Raw genomic sequence first — 19,076 nt, 5'->3', positions numbered from 1 at the left:
CTCCTCTTACTTCGCTTAGAGCACCAAGCGAACAGCGTACTTCCAGAACAATCTGGTACTACACAGTAAAACACTCAGAATAGACGGATTACTAAATCATGTTAGATTCAAATCTTAAGCAACAACTGGACACTTATCTTCAGAACATTATTAATCCTATTGAGATTACTGTGTCCATCAATGGCTCTAATAAAGCTGAAGAATTATTAAGTTTAGCTCGTGAAATCAGCGAATTAAACGACAAAATCGATCTAATTGTCGACGAAAACCCACAAGGTCGTGCGCCACAAATGGCCATCGCCCCTAAAGGTGAAACACCACGGGTACGCTTTGCAGGCATTCCAATGGGACACGAGTTTACCTCTCTTGTGTTAGCCCTATTACAAGCTGGCGGCCACCCTTCTAAAGCGGATAAAGCGCTTCTTGAGCAAGCGAAAGGCTTGACCAGTACTCTAAATTTCGAAATCTACATTTCATTGACTTGCCAAAACTGTCCAGAAGTCGTGCAAGCCATGAACTTGATGGCGGTATTAAACCCGAATGTCACGACCACCATGATTGACGGTGCCTTATTCCAAGACGAAGTCAACGAACGCGAAATCATGGCTGTACCATCGGTTTACCTAAACGGCGAGCTATTTGGCCAAGGCCGTATGTCATTAGCCGAAATATTGAATAAAGTAGATACAGGTGCCAGTGAGAAACAAGCGGCCGCGTTGGCTGAAAAAGCCCCCTACGACATGCTAGTGGTTGGTGGTGGCCCCGCTGGTGCATCCGCTGCCATTTATTCTGCTCGTAAAGGCATTCGCACTGGTGTGGTGGCAGAACGCTTTGGTGGGCAAGTGAGTGACACCATGGCCATCGAAAACTTTATTTCGGTCAAAGAAACCGAAGGACCAAAACTGGTCGCCAATTTAGAACAACACGTTCTCGATTACGATGTGGATTTGATCAAAACGCAAAAAGCGGTTCGCATTGAGAAGAAAGACTTTATCGAAGTAGAACTCGAAAACGGCGCGGTACTCAAGAGTAAAACCATCGTACTCGCAACCGGTGCTCGCTGGCGTGAAATGAACGTACCAGGTGAACAAGAATACCGCAATAAAGGCGTCGCCTACTGCCCACATTGTGACGGTCCATTATTCAAAGGCAAAAATACTGCCGTTATCGGTGGGGGTAACTCGGGTATCGAAGCAGCCATTGACCTAGCGGGTATCACCAAACATGTTACCGTTTTGGAATTTAGCGACACTTTACGTGCTGACGATGTCTTGGTGAAAAAAGCAGAATCCCTGCCAAACGTTACCATCATCAAAAATGCCATGACCACCGAAGTACTTGGTGACGGTCAACGGGTTATCGGCTTGAAATACACCGACCGCCGTACCGATGAGTCTCATCTGGTGGATGTTGCAGGCATCTTCGTACAAATCGGCTTGGTACCGAATAGCGAGTTTCTAAGAGACACATTAGAACTTAGCAATCGTGGAGAAGTTATTGTCAACGCACATGGGGAAACCTCTATGCCAGGCGTGTTTGCCGCAGGCGATGTAACGACAACGCCATACAAACAGATCATCATCTCAATGGGATCTGGTGCCACGGCAGCCCTTGGCGCGTTTGATTACCTAATTCGCCATTAACCTTAGGAATGAAACATGGGACTAAGACTAAGCGACTCGATTCATTCAGTTGACTTAGTTTAGTCCACAAGTTTTACCTCTTGCCATCCTAGAAAGAGGTAAAAACGCAACCAGCACCCATCCCCTCCCGGATGCTGTTTTGTTGCCTTTTTAATCGGTCTTGTGAAAGCCAAGGCCGATTTTTTTTATGCGATATCACCATCCCTTATTAAATTTTAAGACAATCGGCGTTGGTCTAACAGAGACTTTAATGCCTGTAATCCGGCTATCAAGTGCTGATCTTCTGAAATGGCCATAAGAGAAAGACGTACCGCCGGAATAGGCAGGCCATCATAATGGAAAAAATGGCCTTCACTGACCGTGATCCCCCGCTCTTTTGCGATGGCAGTCAACTCGTCAGCGTCCCAAATTTCAGGAAGCGTTAGCCAGATGTGATAACTCGTCTCTTGGGAGAACAACATCTCACCCTGCAAAATGGATAGGGCTAATTGTTGCCTGTGCGCCGCAATCTTTTTTTGTCCTTCCGCTAATTCGAACGCGGAACCGGACTGTATTAAGCGACTGGCAACTTCAAAGCTGATCGGGGAAATATGCCAAATCATAGTGCGGATATACGACGCTAATCGATTCAACTGGCTCTGCGGCGCCTTCACAAACCCACAGCGTAAACCTGGACTGATCGCCTTAGACAGGCTGGTGATATAAAAGCTCTTCTCTGGCACAAAATTACTAATGGGAGCCATGACATCGGCGTTTAGAAAACAATATAAATCGTCCTCTAATAACCAAACTGAGTGTTTTTGAATCACGCTCGCGATGTCTTTACGACGCTCAATTGGCATCGTACTGGCTGTCGGATTTTGATGGGAAGGAACAACAATCACCAGACTTGGTTTATCACTAAGACAAATTTCATGCAAACGGTTTGGGAGCATCCCAAATTCATCCATCTCAACGCCAATCGGTTTTCTGCCCAGCGCTTGAATAATCGATAGTATTCCCGGATAGGTCAGTTCCTCTACCGCAACATAATCACCCGGCTTAGAGTACAGTTCGATAAGCGTCGAGAGAGCATGCTGAGCGCCATTTGTCAGCAATACCTGCTCAGGCGATCTCACTTGTAGGCCATAATGCTGCATCCATTTCATGCCACTTTCTTTATGCGCCAAACTACCAGTATCTTCAATATAACCGAATAAAGAAGGAGTAAATGGCTCACTGGCGCATTGTCCGAATTGACGATAGAGCGCATCAAGATGACGGCTAAAACACGGCTGAAGAATCGAAAAATTCCATTCATTCTCTGCCTGATCAGAATGAATGGCCTGTTTTAGATAGGAGGTATTTTTAACAAAGCTTCCCCGCCCAACAAAGGATTCTACATGACCTTGTTCCGCTAACAGCTTATAAGCTTTCGCAATCGTCACCGCCGTTGTCTCATACTTAGAGGCTAACGCTCTGTGGGTAGGTAGCTTAGAACCTTCCTCGTAATGACCTATCTCAATCAGCTTTTCAATCTCACGAGCAATCTCGCGATATTTCGATTCCGACACCTAGCAACCCTTTTTTGAACGTTTCGAGGAGTGTAATGCAAGGCCTTTATAATTACCATCGAGATATATGTGTCAATGTTAATCAAACTTTATAATTGACATATGTCATTTAGATAAAATATGATCAAGTCACTCACTCAAAAGCAAAAAGGATGCAATCATGGATCAGTTAACCATCACCTTTCTTGGTCTAGGCGTTATGGGTTACCCAATGGCAGGTCATTTAGCAAAAGCAGGACACGCCGTCACTGTCTATAACCGCTCAGCGGCGAAAGCGCAAAAATGGGTAAATGAGTATTCAGGCAGCGCAGCAGACACACCGGCTCAAGCCGCAAAAAACGCCGATATTGTGTGCATTTGTGTTGGCAACGATGACGATGTGCGTAGCGTGGTGTACGGAGAAGACGGTGCCTTAGCCGGCATGAAACAGGATGCGATTTTGATCGATCACACCACCACCTCGGCCTTATTAGCCGAAGAACTCAACCTCGCATGCCAAACTCATGGCCTCCACTTTATCGATGCCCCAGTATCTGGCGGCCAAGCGGGTGCCGAAAATGGCCAATTAACCATTATGTGTGGTGGCGATCAGCAAACCTTTAACAGAGCCAGCATCGCGATGAATGCCTATGCAAAACAAATACAACTTATGGGGGTTGCAGGTCAAGGACAACGCTGCAAAATGGTCAATCAGATTTGCATTGCAGGTGTCCTTCAAGGTCTAAGCGAAGCGCTCATGCTCGCCGAAGCCTCCAATCTAGACATCCCTCAAGTCGTCAACACCTTACAACATGGCGCAGCAGGCTCATGGCAAATGGCCAACCGCTTAGAAACCATGGCAAAAGATGAATTTGATTTTGGTTTCGCGATTGATTGGATGCGTAAAGACTTAGGGATCGCCCTTGATGAAGCCAAGCAACACTCACTTGATCTAACAATGACCCATGAAGTAGATCAACACTATGCCAAACTTCAGCAACAAGGCCTTGGTCGTATGGATACATCGGTTCTAGTCAAAGCCATCAAGCAGAGTTCACAGGCAGAATAGAGAACCAAATCATGGCTTGGGCACGTTCAAGGCACTTAACATGCCTTCTAACCAACCCTAGAAAGACCTCCGATATTAAACGTGAGGTCATTTTTATCGTTAATACCTTTAGATCCATCGATCTCCATAACATAGATCAAATAATAATCAATTAACGTCTAAAGCTTTAGCTTACCGTCAGCATAGGGCGTATGGTGAAACCAAAGGGATTGCACACTTGTGTCTGTTTTATTTGTTTTCGCAGCACGATTCATAATAAACCTAACAGGAGAAAGCGATGAAATGTAACGTAGGTAAGACAGATCGAATAGCGAGAATCATAGCAGGCGCCATCGTTCTTGCACTAGGCATCTATTTTCATTCATGGTGGGGCTTGATCGGTGTTGTTCTCATTGGCACAGGCATCGTTAAAATTTGCCCAGCTTACATCCCGTTTGGCGTTTCAACCTGCGACAAAGAGGAGTAACTCGGCCTTAAAATAACGGCCCTAACAATCAAAACCGACATCAGATAACACTGAGAGTCGGTTTTTTGGCTTTTAAATTGCACTTATCCATAGAAATAAATAGGCTACATCAATACCTATAAAATTGACGCGATCGAAGTATGAAGACAATAAACGAAGACGAATTAGCAACCAATCTTGAAAAGGTGCTTGATAAAGTGATCAACCAGAAACCTGTTATTGAGCGAAAAAATGGCAAATACGAAAAATGCAGCGTGCTTAAATGAAGCGATTGCAGAAATGAAAAACACTCATGAATCACTAAACCGCTCCCGTTCCAACAAATCAATAACGATTATTTCTAACTCCTGAACTCCAGGATAGTTTTCAGCAATACTCAGCCAATAGGTTTTAAGCGCTCCTGAAAGCTCACTCAAATAGGCTCTTTTATCATTGATCATCCAATATTTAGATGGTTTTAAATTTTGAGACACTAAAAGGAAAACGCCACACCCAGCACCTTCCTCTCGGAGATAATCGCCCGCGAGCTGGTTTCGTAAGCGCTCACATAAATCTGGTCCAGACCAAGATTTATCTAATAGCTTTAGCTCAACAGGAACAGGAGATTGAACATTTGTATTATGGAGCCAAATATCCATGCGTTGGCCATTTGCAAGTTCAGACTCTTGGGCTGTTGTGTATTGGCCATGGCTGTTTTGGTTCAGCCAGCCAGCGATCAAAGTTCGCATTTCTGTTTCGCCCTCGGTTCTTTTCCAAGTCCGCCATGGGCTGTCATTACCGCGCTCTAACCAGTTTTTTAAATCGTTTAGTCGATTCACCGTATGATCAAAAAGTTGGCGATGTGTTGCAGGTGTTACTGTCTGATTTTTATCAAACTGACCAAACTGATCTATCGTCCAGAGCTCTAAATCACCATCCACCATTGCTCTTTTATATGCTTGTTGAGCCATCCATTTTCGATACTCAGGCTCGGGGTGTTCTTCAATCAGTTTTTTGATAGCTGCATAACTAGCAAAACCAGTCATATTACATAGAAGGGAAAACAATGCACTCCGAGCGCTTTGTGCATCATCTCTCAACTCTGGAGAATATACTCCGCCGTCGGCACGGTTTATATCCTCTTTGGAAGGAATATGTTTATGCATGAGGACATAGAGCTTTTTCAAATACTCTGGCGTCTTGAAGTAACCTACGTTAGGCACACTGAATGATCTATAGCTTTCACCAACAAGGGCTGTAACAAAAATCTGAGCCGCTCGACTGACTAGCTCATGATCAATCCCTTCTAACCATTGTTCAAGCTGAGGAATGCCATTAGCTGGGTCACAATCGATAAAAAGCGCGTACCAGCAAGCAATATTGTCTAAATCGTTACTTTGATCTATTTCTTGTTTTGCAATATTTACAAGACGTGTCGCATCACTATTCCCAGAAACTAGAAGATGGATACAATCTTTTCGATTCTTCGGATTTAGTTTATTTGGGTTGACTTCTAACCACTCTAAAAGGGGAGTAGCAATATCCTCATGTAACCAAGGTGCGCCGAAAACAAGTGAACTCAATATACGGTAATGTAAATCTAGCTCTGCGTTTTCTAGCTCCCAAATAAGTTCTTGGATAACAGCTTCAGTAACCAATGTAGGGAATGCGCGATACATACACTCAAGCCAACTGGGAAAACCATTTAACGCCCATGTGATATACCGTAATGCATTATGAACTTCTGATTCATCTAAGTGATGTGGAAATTCCGGATGTGCTACTGCTTCAATTTCCAACCCTGCCACGGCAAAAATCAAAGCAGAGTCAACTGAATTATTTCTTCTACCACTTTCAGATTGAAGAGAAGGGGTGTAGTTTCTCCAATGATTCATCGCTGCATCACGATAAGCAAGGGCAACATTTTCACCAAAGTCCGCAGTAAGATATTCCCAATCAGCTTCCTCACTTCGACTTGCCCGCATAGAACTTCCCGATATTTCATCCATCAGCCAACAATGTTCATTAGTGATTTCTCCTGTGCTATTAGGCACTATTAATCGATGAAAGTTGATTTTCAAATCAGCTATCCAAGCATCACGGGACGCTTTTTTCTGTTCTTTTATAACATCGAATTTTCGCCTACGCTTCTCATTCTCCTCTCTGTGTTTTTTCTCACAATATGATATTGGAGGATCAATTAGCACATCTAACTTATTAGCCAAAATGGCGCTATGCTCTACGCTCGTTTTTAACTTCGCCAACATATCCGTTGGCTTATCAAGCTTTTCGTAAAGACGAAAGGCGGCACTTAGCGCAATAGACCGATCATTCTCTAATTCACAAGATCGGATGTATGAAATTAGCCTTAAAAAATCTTCCTTTTCTCGAAACGCCCAAAAATGGCCTTGCCAAGAAATAGGCAAATCTGAGGTTAAAGGTTCACTTTTAGGGTTGGACAGTAGCTGTATTTTTTCCCGTTCAATACAAGCCCAATAAAGCCGATCATTCAATTCACCCCAATGCGGTATCAGTTCGGCTAAGTTACTTTCATAATCATCAAAATGCTCTTCACCCCAAAAATGATGAAGAGGTAGCATCATTAGGATAAATAGGCTTTCATCATCAAGTGAAAGTGGGTGCCTTATTTCAATTAATCTCTCTACAAGATGAACAGCGATACCAAGTAGCCACGAGTTAGCTTTTGAAACCCTACACTCTTTTTTCTCAATATATGGAGGTATATTGAGATAGCCGATTAAACCTGAAATGAACGATTTATATATTGGTGTATTTCCTACAATAGGCATCCGAACAACAAGCCGATGAAGCCCTCTTCGCAAACCATTAGCTTCAAAACGTTCATTCGGAGACGATTGCAATCTGCCAAGCGAGAGAAGAATGTTCTGAATATTCTCACTGGTTGGCTCAGCCTCTTCGATTAGTTCTGCCAATAAGCGACGTGGAATCATGTCCTCACTGTGGTTGAGACCTTGCCATAAAGATTGTATTTGCTCATTAGTACCGCAAGTCATGACAGCTCGGACAGAGGTAAGTCGAGCGTAAATCCCTCGGATAGGGTCAAGAGATATTTCCAACAAAGGTGCAACGCAATCGGTCATTTTTCCTTGCCAGACTAGTCTAGCTAAAAAGAAAATGACATTATCATTTTCTCTGTATTGATTAATCAAAGACATAGTCTCTGTCATCAGAGCTGAATCAGCAATTCTTGCAATTGCGCTGTTATCGCCTCCTGTACTATTGTTTTCATCTTGTAAAATACGTTGAACTATATTTTTAAGAATGGTTTTTCTTTCGGGTAAAGGAAGTTTGGATGGGTCACCGCCTTCAATAGCAACTTCAGGGGCAATACGTAAAGCGGCATTTCTAATGTCGCCATCCCACAAGATTAACCAAGGCAAGATAGATCGTAGCCTTGGCCTAATGATTGTCTCGCCATATTTTTCGCCAATAAATAAACGCCCTATAGACAAACGACTGTTGCCAGTAGCCATCAGGTAAGCAAACCATTTGGCTGCGAGTAGCTCCCTGATATCACGATGCCGAAAACGAACCGCTCCGTATATGACGTCGCTGAAAATACCTCGCTCCAAAAGGGCATTCACATCATTCGGATGCCAATCAGAAAGTACAGCTTTTGCATCTATTCCCAACTTTTCGGGCAAGGCGTCTGGAATGTTAATATTTGATTGGCCGCTCATGACGACAGCGGCAGCCAAACGCTGTGCACCCTTATGAGCTTGCTCTAAGTTTAACGGCTGACGTTGTGCTCTATCTATATTATGTTCATCGCTCAACTGCTCATTTATACTGTGTTCTAGTAGATCTAGACGGCTACCAAGTTTTTTATCCTTTCTCCATTTGGATAAAATACTATCTAAATCAAGAGGCCGTTGAGCCAAACTCCAAATACTCGCTCTATCAATTTCCCTTAAGAGTTCATCGATGTCATTCACTGACCTTTTTTCACAGAAACAGCGAATTCTTTCCTCATCTAAAGGCCTCATTCCGTATACAGTCAAAGCACTTTGAGGTTGAGTGAGATTATCTTCTGTATTGTCATCCTCATGTTTCTTTGCAGCTAAAAATAAATATCTATTCAGCAACTCTCGATCAGCTTCTGGTCGCCAAGAGTAAGGACGGCTGGAAACATAAAGATGCGCTCTATGAGCACCTTTTTTGATGCCTTTAGATAATTGCTTTAACGCTAATTCAAGAGCCCTCGGGGTTTCTAACCTTGCTTCATCGACCGAATCCAAAAAGAACCAAGCTTCTTCTGTCGATTCTAGCCAAGCGTTAAATTCATCTTCTGTTCCAACCTCAAAGGCGTCATAAAAATCTTGCTCGATATCTTCAATACGAATAAAAAAGGATGGTTTGCCTTGTTCCGATAACGCTTTAGATCTATTACGTAATTCCTCCGTCTTGCCAGCGCCCGCTTCAGCTAAAATGACACAGCGATACTCACTCTCTAAATCAGCCCAAGTTTTTAGCGCTGAATGACCTAAAGAAAAAAGCAATTCATTATTTTCTTGATCTTCTTGATCCTCTGAAACAATTGAAAATTGACGATCTAATGGAATGTACTTTTCTTTAGTCATAGACAATAAATTCGCTTCATCAACAAAAAAACAAAAGGGTCTCATATAGTTACTAGACCTAACAATAGCGCTAACGCGTTAAGGCTCCAAGCTGAATTTCTTCCATCTAAGCCACCACGTAAAACACAACTATACAGGCTTGTACCATTTATGGTACAAATCAAGCATGAATAATATAAAACACAAGAAAGTGTCTGTTCGCTTCTTCCAAGCGGTGTCGGGAAGTGAACCTGTCAGGGAATGGCTATTATCTCTTACAAAAGAAGATAGAAGCGCCATAGGACAGGATATAAAAACAGCAGAATATGGTTGGCCTGTCGGTATGCCTATATGCCGCTCCATGGGTGATGGGCTGTGGGAAGTACGCACTAACTTAGAAGGCGGACGTATTGCTAGGGTGTTATTTTTCTTTAGGAACAACGAATTGATTTTACTGAATGGCTTTATGAAGAAATCCCAAAAGACACCCAAATCTGAACTAGATTTAGCTAAAAAACGAAAAAGTGAGGCTGAAAATGACTAACAAACACATCGGATCTTCCTTTGATGATTTCTTAGAAGAGGAAGGCATACTGGCTGAAACCAATGCAATTGCTATAAAACGAGTCGTTGCATGGCAGATTCAGCAAAAGATTGAGCACGAGCATTTATCCAAAACAAAGATGGCAAAGTTAATGAAAACAAGCCGCTCTGGATTGGAGAGGCTTCTTGACCCAAACAATACTTCCGTCACGTTGCATACCTTGGATAATGCTGCGAAAGCGTTAGGTAAAAAGCTCAAGTTAGAGCTAATTTAGAAGTAAGGACAACCTTAGGACGATGATGAAAGTCTCATTTCTAGCCGATCAAAAACACTTTATTCCCACTATTGCTCAGTGGTATTTCAGTGAATGGGGGTATTTAATGCCGCCAGGCAAGTCCGTTGTCGATGTTGAGAACAAGGTCTCCACCATGGCGCAAAGCCGGCAAGCGTTTCCTCTAACGTTTGTGCTGCATGATAAAGAGACACTGCTCGCGGTGGCAGAATTAAAGTTTCACGAGCATTCTGGCTACCCAGACTACCAACACTGGCTTGGAGGGGTATATGTTCCACCAGCGGAACGGGGTAAGGGCTACGCGTCCGTTATTTTAACCCACGCGTTTGCTCATGCGAAAACGCAGGAGATTCCTTCTCTTTACCTGCAATGCGAACAACACAATACGGCCCTGTATTTAAAACACGAATTTACAGTGTTACACACAATACAGGATAAAGGGGTCGATAAGGCCATTATGGTGCGCACCTTCTAAAGCCTCGCTTTAGGCGACCTGAAATTTTATTTGCCCAGTTTCGCTAGCATCTCAGGTTTCATAAATTTGTGGATCACCACCATGAATAAAATAGAGGGTACCAGCAGAATCAGAGCAGTAATCGAGGCAATTTGATAGTTACCTTCCATACTTGCACTGTAGAGAAGAAGTGGCAGCGTCGTGATGTCTGGTGCCCCCACAAAGAAAGTGCCGGTAAACTCGTCCAACGACTCTAAGAACACAAAAATACAACTCGCCATAATCCCCGGTGCCGCTTGAGGCAGCACGATATGAAAAAAAGTATAAAACGGCCCTGCGCCCAAGTTACGTGAGGCACGCTCCAACAAGGGGTCTGTTGCTGAAAACGCCGCCACACTGATCCAAACGGAAAACATTAAGCCGTGAACACTGTGAACCAATACCACGCCCAATAACGTGCCATTTAAGCCAAAGCCATAGAAAAGACGGGCAATGTTCATGTACACGGTTAAGTTCGGGAAGGCTTGTGGGATCAAAAATAACAACATCCAAAAAACACGCCATGGCATGCTGCGCTTCGATAATGCATAACCCGCCGGAACAGACACCAATAAACACACCCCAACGGTCAATACAGCAATCAGCAGGCTGGTTAACAGGGAGCCAGACACATCGCTGTAAGGGTTAAAGACCTGATGCCAATATTTGAATCCCCATTGAGTCGGTAGGGCATGGGGGAAGTACCAGACCTCGGTGACGGTCCAAATCAATAAGTTGATAATAGGGCCAAACAATAACAAAGAAAAAATCAGAATAAACAGCATCTGTAGCCAAAAGCTACTTGCAAACGGCAGACGTTTTAACCGCTTTAACACTATGTTGTTCGAGACACTTTGCGCCACCATCATGCTGCAGCTCCTTTGTCTTTTAGGCTTTGGCGTAGATAAAACCAGGCCAGCCCCGCACAAATCAGGTAAGACACCAAGCCTAAGGCATTCGCCACATGATAGTCTCCGTAAGAGTCCACTCGGAAGGCCATATCCGCGCTGATCATGGTTGGTGTACCCGTACCAATCATCATGGGCACTGACAAAACAGACATCATGGTGACGGTCGATAAGACCAACGCTACCCCTAGAGAAGGGGCGATTTGCGGTAAAATGATGCCAAATAAAATACGCAACCGTGATGCCCCCAAATTACGTGCCGCTCGAATTTGCGCGTCATCCAACGCCGCCATGGCACCAGAAATTAATAACGTCGAAAAGGCCAACTGCTTCCACACAAAGGTGATAATAATGCCACTCCAACCCAAAAAAGAGATGGTATCCATGGGCGTCATCAATCCTGAGGCCACAAACGCATTATTCATTAAGCCATTTTTGGCCAAAAAGGTGCGCATCATTTGCGCGGCCACAATAAAAGGAATAAACAAAGGCAGTCGGTATAAAAAACCCAATATGCCCACCACCGAACGAAAGGGCGACAGGGTAATCAATGCCGCAATGATAATCGATAAAATAGCCAATAACGTCACGGACACCAGCACAATAATGACGGTAAACAGCATGTCCTTTGAGTACAGCTCAAACGCCTTATCCAAGTGGCTTAAAGTTAGCGCTCCATCTAAAGTCACTGCTGAACAAAGCGAAAAGCACAAAGGGTATAAGAAGAAAAGACTCACCATGAGAGCGGCGGGGGCAATGAGCCAAAGTTTCTGCGCTTCTTTTTGTTGCATAAGATAAAACCTGTGTCTCTCAATCGATGGAGTTCAAATCAATAGCAAGCGAGTCACATATTGCTCGCTTGCTATGTTAGTCATGCTAACCGTATTAATTTGACACTTGGCGCTCATAACCCTCTTTGATGTCATCAAAATACTGAGAAATAGGGAAACTTTTGCCATATTTCGATAAATCTTCGGGGGTAATTTCGGCAAACAATTTGTTCCAAGTCGCCTTATCCAGCTTACTTTTCACGTATTTCGCATCAATCCCTGGGTACCAATTAAAGCGCTTCACAATGCCCTGTGCTTGCACTTCTGGGCTGGTCGCCAGTTCAATAAATTGACGAGCCAATTCGGGATGAGCCGCTTTTTTGGGAATCACATAATACATAGGTTGGCCAGGCATACCGGGGGCAATCAAGCTCAGCTTCATCGAAGGGGGAATTTTGCCTTGAGCTTTCCAGCTATAGAACATATCGACCCAAACGGGGCCCATGAAAATCTCTCCGCGGTTGAGCATATCTAACGTCCCAGCATTGCCCGGCGTGAAGGTAACGTTTTTGTTGAACGCTTTAAGCTTTGCAAACGCACTCTTCCAATTGGCCTCATTCGCCTTATTGTAAGGTTCGCTCGATAAGGTTTTGGCATTGGTACCGTAGGCGTAAATCCAACCTGTCACAAAACTCACCCCTGACATGCCATTTTTAATGCCGTTATAACCAAACGCCTTTGGATGCTGTTGCGTCCAGGTCACCAGCTGGTTGTAAGAGGTCGGCGGGTGCTTCACAAAATCACTGTTGTAGGCAATGGCTGTTTGGCTGTGAAACATCGGCATAACATAGCCATTAACGTTTGTTCCTAGGGCATTTTTAGCACTGTCACGAGACACTAATTTGCCAGTGTCGATCTGTGAACGATACTTCGCAAGCAGGTCATCTTTGACCATTTCGCCACCCATTTTTTGGTGGACAACGGCGACATCGATGTCCCATGTTGGCTGGTTACTGTCTTTTTGAGCCGACAGTTTTTCATATATTTTCTGTGATCCTGCATCACCAGGGCCTGTACCAATGACGTTGATTGTCACCCCCGGATGCGTCGCCTCGAATTTTGGCGCTAGATAGGTTTTGACATAATCCACCATATTTTGGCTACCGGCAGAGGCAACATTTAATACGGTTTCCCCGTGGGCGGCACTGATCACTGAAGTAAGACCGATGGCGGCAAACACGGCAATGCTAGTTCTAGTAAACATGATTATCCCTCATGGATTAGACTGATACGGCGTTAGAGAGTGGCGCGTTGCTTGCTTCGCTTGGATGATCGAAGATATGCAGCGCATGAGCTGGAACATGTAGTCTGACGGAGGTTGCTTCCGGCAAATTATCTTGGTAATTCGCCTGAAAAGTGTGCGCTCCGCAACGCACACTAATTCGGTAGTCATGACCTAAAAACGCACTGTGCATGACTTCCCCTAGGATTATTAGCCCGCTTATTTTGTCATCATCGGTGAGACGAGGGGACAGCGATACATCCTCGCTGCGAAAGTAGATTTGGCACTGTCTCTGTTGGGATACGTCAGTATGAGAAATAGTAATCGCCGATGAATCCCCCTCCATTGATGGATGAATGGGCCAAGTCAGATGATTGTCCGCCCCCATAAAATCCGCCACAAAGGCGCTAGCAGGGGCATGGTAAATCGCTTCAGGTGTCCCCACTTGCTCAATATTGCCCTGGTTCAAAATGGCGACGCGATCTGCCATCACTAAGGCTTCTTCTTGGTCATGGGTGACAATCAGCGAAGTAAAGCCTAGTTGTTTTTGTAAGGCTTTGATTTCATGGCGAACCGCCAGCCTGACTTTGGCATCCAGATTGGATAGAGGCTCGTCCAATACCAGCACATCAGGACGAATCGCTAACGCTCGGGCGAGCGCCACTCGCTGACGTTGTCCACCGGAGAGTGCCGTCACTTTCTCTTCTTCTAAGCCCGTTAATTTGACAATATCGAGTAACGCTTTAACCCGTGTTTGGATCTCTTTCTGTTTGATCTTTTGTACCTTTAAGCCATACCCGATATTTTGCGCTACCGTCATATGCGGCCAAAGTGCATAGCTCTGAAACACCATGGTGATATTGCGTTTTTCCGCAGGCAGGTGACTGATCGTCCGTTGTCCTACAAAAATATCACCTTGTTTTATTGGCAAAAAGCCACACAATGCGTTTAACAATGTCGTCTTACCGCAACCTGATGGACCAAGTAGCGCCATCATCTCGCCTTGCTCTACCGTCAAGCTGATGTTGTTTAATATCCGCTTATTACCGTAGCCAACTTGCAGGTTATCGATATGCAAACGCGTCATACTTCACTCCAAAGTGTGCCAATACGTGGTCGCTTTAAAAGAATGAACACGTGTTCATTTCTTTGTAAAAAAAATGCAATCTCTAAGCGACATTATTGGTGCCTACTTTGTCGGAACTTTGTGACATTTTAATTAAGTTAAAAAGACAGTATGGTGAGCAGAAATGAAAATCGACGTAATCGGTTGCGGTAGTGCCTTTTCCAAAATCCATAATACCTCTTCTGTGCGGATTGAGGATAAGCATAAAAACCAATGGCTTATCGACTGTGGACCAACGGTGCCAAGGGCTCTGTGGCAACACCATACTGATATAAATGCCATTCAAGCCATTTATTTCACTCATATCCACCCTGATCATTGCTCTGGTTTGGCGGCCCTAATCAATCAGTGGAAAAGTATGCAGCGCACACAAGCACTCGATATTTTTTGTCAAAAAGAACAACAGGAGCCGTTGGAATCCTTAGTCGCGCTCGCAGTCTGGCCGGAGCGCCATGTTTGTTTTGAGATTCGTTGGCACGAGATTGAAGAAGACTTCCAGTGGCGTCACTGGTCGATAAAAACCGCCCTGACGCAACATGAAATGGCGAATCGAGCCATTCGCTTAACCATCGATGACCGACACTTTTTCTACAGTGGAGATGGTCGACCTACCCCTGAGAGTGAAGCATTAATGCTCAATACAGATTTGGCGTTTCAAGAATGTGCGGCTTTTCATTCATTGCCAAAAGAGGCATCCCATGGGGATTTACCGGATTGTTTACGCTTATTAGCACGATCCAATATAAAAAAGTTGGGCCTGTACCACTGCTTTGATGAAGCATTACCCCAGATTCGCCAGAGCATCACTAACGAGCCACGATTATTTCTGAGTCAGGATGGGCAAACATTCGATTTAACCTAGAGTAACGCATCCCGTTTACTGGCTAGCAATGCCTTGATTTTATTCACTCATACAGCCCTGAAAGGATCATCATGTCCGAGAAAAAACATCAAACCGTCACCGCACAAGACGTTGCCAACAAAGCCGGCGTTTCTAGAGCGGCGGTCTCCCGTACATTAACGAACAATGGCAGTGTGTCACAAGCAACACGAGAAAAAGTACAAAAGGCCGCCGAAGAATTAGGCTACCAAGTTAACTTTCTTGCCCAAGGCCTGAACCGCAAGCGCAGCCAGTTAATCGGCGTCGTCGTGGCCCATTTAAGCGATCCCTTTCGCAGCAGCCTACTGGAAGGCCTGTTAACGGAAATTCAACAGCAAGGCTATCAAGCCTTAGTCACTGAGGTAACAAGCCAGCAAGATTTAACCGAAACCATTCGTCGATTTACACAGTTTCGGGTGTCTGGCGTCATCGTCACATCCGGCCAACCCCCTGTTAATTTAATCAAAGAATGCGTTCAGCATAATATTCCCGTGGTGGGCATTAATCGTCATATGGCTCTCCCTGAAGTCGATTTTGTTTGTTCGGATAACACCATGGGAGCCACGCTAGCGGCCGATCAACTGATTCGCTCTGGTTGTCAGACTATTGGCTGGCTGAATTATAAACACTCTACTTGGTCCGGCGTGAGTCGAGGTAATGCCTTTCGTCAGACCATTGACGATCGACGTTTACAGCAAAATGAAGCGCTTTGTTTACTCTCTATTGAAGCCCCTGAAGAGGGCTACCAAGGTGGACGAATCGCGGCCCACAGAATCTTTCAATCGGGGCAAACCATCGACGGCCTCTTTTGTGCCAACGCACAGCTGGCCTGTGGTTATTTAGATGGCATGCGTGAACAGGGTCTAGACGCTCCCCATGACTTCCACTTAATTGGTTTTGACGATACGCCCCTCACAGCTCAATACAGTTATCAATTAACCACCATTTCCCAAAACATCAAGGAGACCGCGCTAAGAGCACTCTCGTGCTTAGAAGCCAGAGGACGCGACGCAACCAAAGCACAGCAGCTAGAGAGAATCCCCGTGCAACTGATCGTAAGAAAAACCTCCCCAAGCATAGCGAGCAACAACAAATAACATGCTACAAGCAAACAAGATGATGTTTCGAACCAATGGCACGCAGTAGAACAAAACCATTATTTTATCCTACTCCTCGCGCCATTCGAGAGTAATCTCTATCGGCTTACTTCAGTTAACTTGATATCGTAAGGGCTGACCGCTTCAGGACGATAGCATTTACCATCTTTCTCATCCCAGTCCACGTCGTTTAACGCGATCGCGGTCACTTGTGGCGATTCATAAAAACGAATACAGAACACGCCATTGGTTAAGTCTTTGCTAACCACCCACTGAGTATAATCTTCTCCAGCCCCTTCATTTTGAGGCTCGACCACTAGGCCTTTAGGAATGTCCACAGTATTCATAATATGAAACCCTATATTCAGTGCTTCATTCGAATCTTTCCCTTGGTTCACAAAACCCGACGTGAAAGCTGTCTTAATAAATCGGCTCGGTGGTGTTGGATCACCAGGAAGTCCTTTTAAGCCAGATCCATTACCCGTTGATGTAAAGTCATAACCCTGCAACGTCGCGCTTTTGACATTCTCTCGTTGAAGATTCACATAGTTGCGTAGATTACTCATATGAAAAGGAAACTCTGGCGAATTGGTGCAGGTATGTACTGGATTATTGTATATACGAACTTTTCCATTAATGAATTCAATGACAATTGAATGGCCCGTTTTGTCGTGAAGAGGGAAGTGAATAGGGTAAATCCCTGAAGGCCCACTTCTATCCAATTCTTGGTAGCTAATCGGCGTAACTTGCACTTGAGGCTGGAAGTAAATGGAGTCTCTGTATTCAAAAAAAGTGTTTAGTGGACTCTCTTCATCCACTATTTTTCCCATCGCTAACACCACTTCGTTGCAGTTGGAAAAACTACTTAGCACCCACTGCAAAAAATCAAGATTACTAATGGTATTGGCAGGGTTGGTACTTTGGGGGTACTCGCTTTCAGGCAACCACAAGGCCCCCCCAGACAGCCCCTCGGTATTGATACCATCAGATACACAGTCTAGACCTAACGCATTGACGCCCACATAACTGTATTTGCCAGTCCAAATAAATTGCGCGCGGCTAGGTCTATTTTCGTTTAAAAATCGATAACCCGCTTTCCTAAAAAAAATATTTGACCGTAAATCTTCGGCAAACTCCATGGTTCGCCCATTGATGAAAGCGCCATCTTTCGCACTTATTGTAAAGTCAGTACACATTGTCACACTCTCCAGAATATTTTACATGCCATCCACTAGGCCATAATCCAGAAAGAGTTATATAGAAACATCAAGCAAAATGGTATTACACGGCATTACACAAAGAGTATGAGGAGCGATACGACTCTGCAAACTATTGATCTAATATCCGGATTCTACTTATTTTGTTTTACACATAGTGGATGCTCCCCATGAATACGGCATAGCTATTAGGTCATATATCATTACTTAAGAATAAAGCTTAATGCTCTTCAAAGATTTGCTTAGTACACTCCACAAATGCACTGATTGCGCTGGAAGGGCTGTCTTTGCGGGACACTAGATAGGTGGGGGCATTGGCAATATCTGGCTCGACGGTGCGGAAGGTTAAGCCTTCGGTTTGGTGTAGCGCTAGCAGCGAACGCGGTACCATGCCAATGCCCATTCCGGCAATCACACAGCTGATCATGGTGTAGTAGCTGGGAATCTCGATAATGCGCTCGCAGGTACGCTCATGACGCTTTAGCCACTTTTCTAAACGATCACGATATGAGCAGCCTTTGTTATAGCCCACCATGGTGAGGGCCTCTGGCAAGGTTTCCAGTTCACCCCAAGCGGCAGGCATGATCAATACCAATTCTTCTTCAAAGCAATAAGTACAGGATAATCTGGGATCGTCCGGCGGATCAGAGCTCATCACCACATCCAACGTCCCTTCTAACACACGCTCAATTAAAGGCATGGAAGCGGCGGTCATCAGCTCAATTTGCACCGCTGGGTAGGCATCGTGATAGTAGGTTAGAATGCGAGGCAAACGTGATGCGGCACTGCTTTCCATGGATCCCAAACGTAATAATCCAGACGGTTCTGCTTGGGTTAATTCCGCAATGGCGCTTTTTTGTAGTTGTAAAATTTTATCGGCGTAGTCCAACAATCTCAAACCAGCAGACGTGACGGAAAGTCTGTTATTCTCTCGCAAAAACAAGTCTACATTCAGTTCGCTTTCCAATTTTTTTAGCCGTGCGGTGACATTGGACGGCACCCGATGAAGCGCTTGTGCTGCACGAGTAACGCCTTTGTGCTCGACCACCGCTTTGAAAACCAAAAGATCTGAAATATCCATTTAGCAACTCTTTCATTTTTAGTGAATGACTTGTTCTTAATTATTCATTATTAATGAAAACCCCATCACTTTATACTGTCTAAAACTTAAAGGAAA

Annotated in this window: 17 protein-coding genes; 9 read left to right on the top strand and 8 right to left on the bottom strand. The window is 44.5% G+C overall.

Annotation, left to right across the window (positions count from 1 at the left end; translation table 11 throughout):
* Positions 1-98 precede the first annotated feature (98 nt).
* Positions 99-1,643 carry an alkyl hydroperoxide reductase subunit F gene (ahpF, locus tag AC0VYG_RS00770; RefSeq protein ID WP_475430459.1) on the top strand — a complete coding sequence of 515 codons (1,545 nt, stop codon included), beginning with the start codon at positions 99-101 and terminating at the stop codon, positions 1,641-1,643.
* Positions 1,644-1,858: 215 nt separating this feature from the next.
* Here ahpF and AC0VYG_RS00765 read toward each other — a convergent pair whose 3' ends face one another.
* Positions 1,859-3,196: an aminotransferase-like domain-containing protein gene (locus AC0VYG_RS00765; protein ID WP_475430458.1), complete on the bottom strand. Its 1,338-nt coding sequence runs from the start codon at positions 3,194-3,196 to the stop codon at positions 1,859-1,861.
* 160 nt (positions 3,197-3,356) lie between these two features.
* Here AC0VYG_RS00765 and AC0VYG_RS00760 point away from each other — a divergent pair, with 160 nt between their 5' ends.
* The 3 genes from AC0VYG_RS00760 to AC0VYG_RS00750 all read left to right on the top strand — a co-directional run bounded on the left by AC0VYG_RS00760 (position 3,357) and on the right by AC0VYG_RS00750 (position 4,976).
* A complete protein-coding gene (locus AC0VYG_RS00760; RefSeq protein WP_475430457.1) occupies positions 3,357-4,244 on the top strand; it encodes an NAD(P)-dependent oxidoreductase in 888 nt (295 codons plus the stop codon).
* A gap of 277 nt (positions 4,245-4,521) precedes the next feature.
* Entirely contained in the window at positions 4,522-4,710 is a 189-nt protein-coding gene (locus AC0VYG_RS00755) for a YgaP family membrane protein (protein ID WP_475430456.1), read from the top strand.
* Between the two features lie 140 nt (positions 4,711-4,850).
* Positions 4,851-4,976 (top strand): hypothetical protein, encoded by a 126-nt coding sequence (locus AC0VYG_RS00750; RefSeq protein ID WP_475430455.1) that lies wholly within the window; start codon positions 4,851-4,853, stop codon positions 4,974-4,976.
* A gap of 24 nt (positions 4,977-5,000) precedes the next feature.
* Here the strand turns inward: AC0VYG_RS00750 and AC0VYG_RS00745 are convergent, their stop codons facing one another.
* The gene (locus tag AC0VYG_RS00745) at positions 5,001-9,311 is read right to left on the bottom strand and encodes an NACHT domain-containing protein (protein WP_475430454.1); all 4,311 of its coding nucleotides are present in this window, start codon (positions 9,309-9,311) and stop codon (positions 5,001-5,003) included.
* A gap of 166 nt (positions 9,312-9,477) precedes the next feature.
* Between AC0VYG_RS00745 and AC0VYG_RS00740 the strand changes: the two genes are divergently transcribed.
* The 3 genes from AC0VYG_RS00740 to AC0VYG_RS00730 are packed head-to-tail and all read left to right on the top strand — an operon-like array spanning position 9,478 to position 10,601.
* Complete coding sequence (locus tag AC0VYG_RS00740) at positions 9,478-9,834, top strand: type II toxin-antitoxin system RelE/ParE family toxin (protein ID WP_475430453.1); 357 nt, start codon at positions 9,478-9,480, stop codon at positions 9,832-9,834.
* Positions 9,827-10,108, top strand: a complete 282-nt coding sequence (locus tag AC0VYG_RS00735) for a Fis family transcriptional regulator (RefSeq protein WP_475430452.1) — start codon at positions 9,827-9,829, stop codon at positions 10,106-10,108. The genes AC0VYG_RS00740 and AC0VYG_RS00735 overlap by 8 nt, the downstream gene beginning before the upstream one ends.
* 22 nt (positions 10,109-10,130) lie before the next feature.
* On the top strand, positions 10,131-10,601 hold the full coding sequence (locus AC0VYG_RS00730) for a GNAT family N-acetyltransferase (RefSeq protein WP_475430451.1): 471 nt from the start codon (positions 10,131-10,133) through the stop codon (positions 10,599-10,601).
* Between the two features lie 26 nt (positions 10,602-10,627).
* Here AC0VYG_RS00730 and AC0VYG_RS00725 read toward each other — a convergent pair whose 3' ends face one another.
* The 4 genes from AC0VYG_RS00725 to AC0VYG_RS00710 all read right to left on the bottom strand — a co-directional run bounded on the left by AC0VYG_RS00725 (position 10,628) and on the right by AC0VYG_RS00710 (position 14,666).
* On the bottom strand, positions 10,628-11,488 hold the full coding sequence (locus AC0VYG_RS00725) for an ABC transporter permease (RefSeq protein WP_475430450.1): 861 nt from the start codon (positions 11,486-11,488) through the stop codon (positions 10,628-10,630).
* Complete coding sequence (locus AC0VYG_RS00720; RefSeq protein WP_475430449.1) at positions 11,485-12,318, bottom strand: ABC transporter permease; 834 nt, start codon at positions 12,316-12,318, stop codon at positions 11,485-11,487. Before AC0VYG_RS00720 ends, AC0VYG_RS00725 begins: the two co-directional genes overlap by 4 nt.
* Before the next feature lie 94 nt (positions 12,319-12,412).
* Positions 12,413-13,561, bottom strand: coding sequence for an ABC transporter substrate-binding protein (locus AC0VYG_RS00715; protein WP_475430448.1), 1,149 nt, complete (start codon positions 13,559-13,561; stop codon positions 12,413-12,415).
* 16 nt (positions 13,562-13,577) lie between these two features.
* Positions 13,578-14,666, bottom strand: a complete 1,089-nt coding sequence (locus AC0VYG_RS00710; protein ID WP_475430447.1) for an ABC transporter ATP-binding protein — start codon at positions 14,664-14,666, stop codon at positions 13,578-13,580.
* Between the two features lie 163 nt (positions 14,667-14,829).
* Here AC0VYG_RS00710 and AC0VYG_RS00705 point away from each other — a divergent pair, with 163 nt between their 5' ends.
* Together AC0VYG_RS00705 and AC0VYG_RS00700 are read left to right on the top strand one after the other, a co-directional pair.
* Entirely contained in the window at positions 14,830-15,567 is a 738-nt protein-coding gene (locus AC0VYG_RS00705) for an MBL fold metallo-hydrolase (protein ID WP_475430446.1), read from the top strand.
* Positions 15,568-15,638: 71 nt separating this feature from the next.
* The gene (locus tag AC0VYG_RS00700) at positions 15,639-16,682 is read left to right on the top strand and encodes a LacI family DNA-binding transcriptional regulator (RefSeq protein WP_475430445.1); all 1,044 of its coding nucleotides are present in this window, start codon (positions 15,639-15,641) and stop codon (positions 16,680-16,682) included.
* A 98-nt stretch (positions 16,683-16,780) separates the two neighbouring features.
* On the opposite strand, the gene AC0VYG_RS00695 is transcribed toward AC0VYG_RS00700, so the two are convergent.
* Together AC0VYG_RS00695 and AC0VYG_RS00690 are read right to left on the bottom strand one after the other, a co-directional pair.
* Positions 16,781-17,878: a linear amide C-N hydrolase gene (locus tag AC0VYG_RS00695; protein ID WP_475430444.1), complete on the bottom strand. Its 1,098-nt coding sequence runs from the start codon at positions 17,876-17,878 to the stop codon at positions 16,781-16,783.
* 241 nt (positions 17,879-18,119) lie between these two features.
* Entirely contained in the window at positions 18,120-18,980 is an 861-nt protein-coding gene (locus AC0VYG_RS00690) for a LysR substrate-binding domain-containing protein (protein ID WP_475430443.1), read from the bottom strand.
* Positions 18,981-19,076: the final 96 nt, after the last annotated feature.

The organism is Marinomonas sp. 63XJN7_7_ISO-PGPR-S23-202, assembly GCF_056173505.1.
The sequence above is the reverse complement of the archived record's forward strand: the minus strand, read 5'-3'. Positions and strand labels throughout refer to the sequence as shown.

Excerpts from the sequence above, each read along its gene's own strand:
- AC0VYG_RS00710 (WP_475430447.1), bottom strand. The coding sequence starts at position 14,666 with ATGACGCGTTTGCATATCGATAACCTGCAAGTTGGCTACGGTAATAAG.
- AC0VYG_RS00755 (WP_475430456.1), top strand. The coding sequence starts at position 4,522 with ATGAAATGTAACGTAGGTAAGACAGATCGAATAGCGAGAATCATAGCA.
- AC0VYG_RS00720 (WP_475430449.1), bottom strand. The coding sequence starts at position 12,318 with ATGCAACAAAAAGAAGCGCAGAAACTTTGGCTCATTGCCCCCGCCGCT.
- AC0VYG_RS00745 (WP_475430454.1), bottom strand. The coding sequence starts at position 9,311 with ATGACTAAAGAAAAGTACATTCCATTAGATCGTCAATTTTCAATTGTT.
- AC0VYG_RS00700 (WP_475430445.1), top strand. The coding sequence starts at position 15,639 with ATGTCCGAGAAAAAACATCAAACCGTCACCGCACAAGACGTTGCCAAC.
- AC0VYG_RS00760 (WP_475430457.1), top strand. The coding sequence starts at position 3,357 with ATGGATCAGTTAACCATCACCTTTCTTGGTCTAGGCGTTATGGGTTAC.
- AC0VYG_RS00690 (WP_475430443.1), bottom strand. The coding sequence starts at position 18,980 with ATGGATATTTCAGATCTTTTGGTTTTCAAAGCGGTGGTCGAGCACAAA.
- AC0VYG_RS00740 (WP_475430453.1), top strand. The coding sequence starts at position 9,478 with ATGAATAATATAAAACACAAGAAAGTGTCTGTTCGCTTCTTCCAAGCG.
- AC0VYG_RS00715 (WP_475430448.1), bottom strand. The coding sequence starts at position 13,561 with ATGTTTACTAGAACTAGCATTGCCGTGTTTGCCGCCATCGGTCTTACT.
- AC0VYG_RS00735 (WP_475430452.1), top strand. The coding sequence starts at position 9,827 with ATGACTAACAAACACATCGGATCTTCCTTTGATGATTTCTTAGAAGAG.
- AC0VYG_RS00725 (WP_475430450.1), bottom strand. The coding sequence starts at position 11,488 with ATGATGGTGGCGCAAAGTGTCTCGAACAACATAGTGTTAAAGCGGTTA.
- AC0VYG_RS00730 (WP_475430451.1), top strand. The coding sequence starts at position 10,131 with ATGATGAAAGTCTCATTTCTAGCCGATCAAAAACACTTTATTCCCACT.
- AC0VYG_RS00695 (WP_475430444.1), bottom strand. The coding sequence starts at position 17,878 with ATGTGTACTGACTTTACAATAAGTGCGAAAGATGGCGCTTTCATCAAT.
- ahpF (WP_475430459.1), top strand. The coding sequence starts at position 99 with ATGTTAGATTCAAATCTTAAGCAACAACTGGACACTTATCTTCAGAAC.
- AC0VYG_RS00705 (WP_475430446.1), top strand. The coding sequence starts at position 14,830 with ATGAAAATCGACGTAATCGGTTGCGGTAGTGCCTTTTCCAAAATCCAT.
- AC0VYG_RS00750 (WP_475430455.1), top strand. The coding sequence starts at position 4,851 with ATGAAGACAATAAACGAAGACGAATTAGCAACCAATCTTGAAAAGGTG.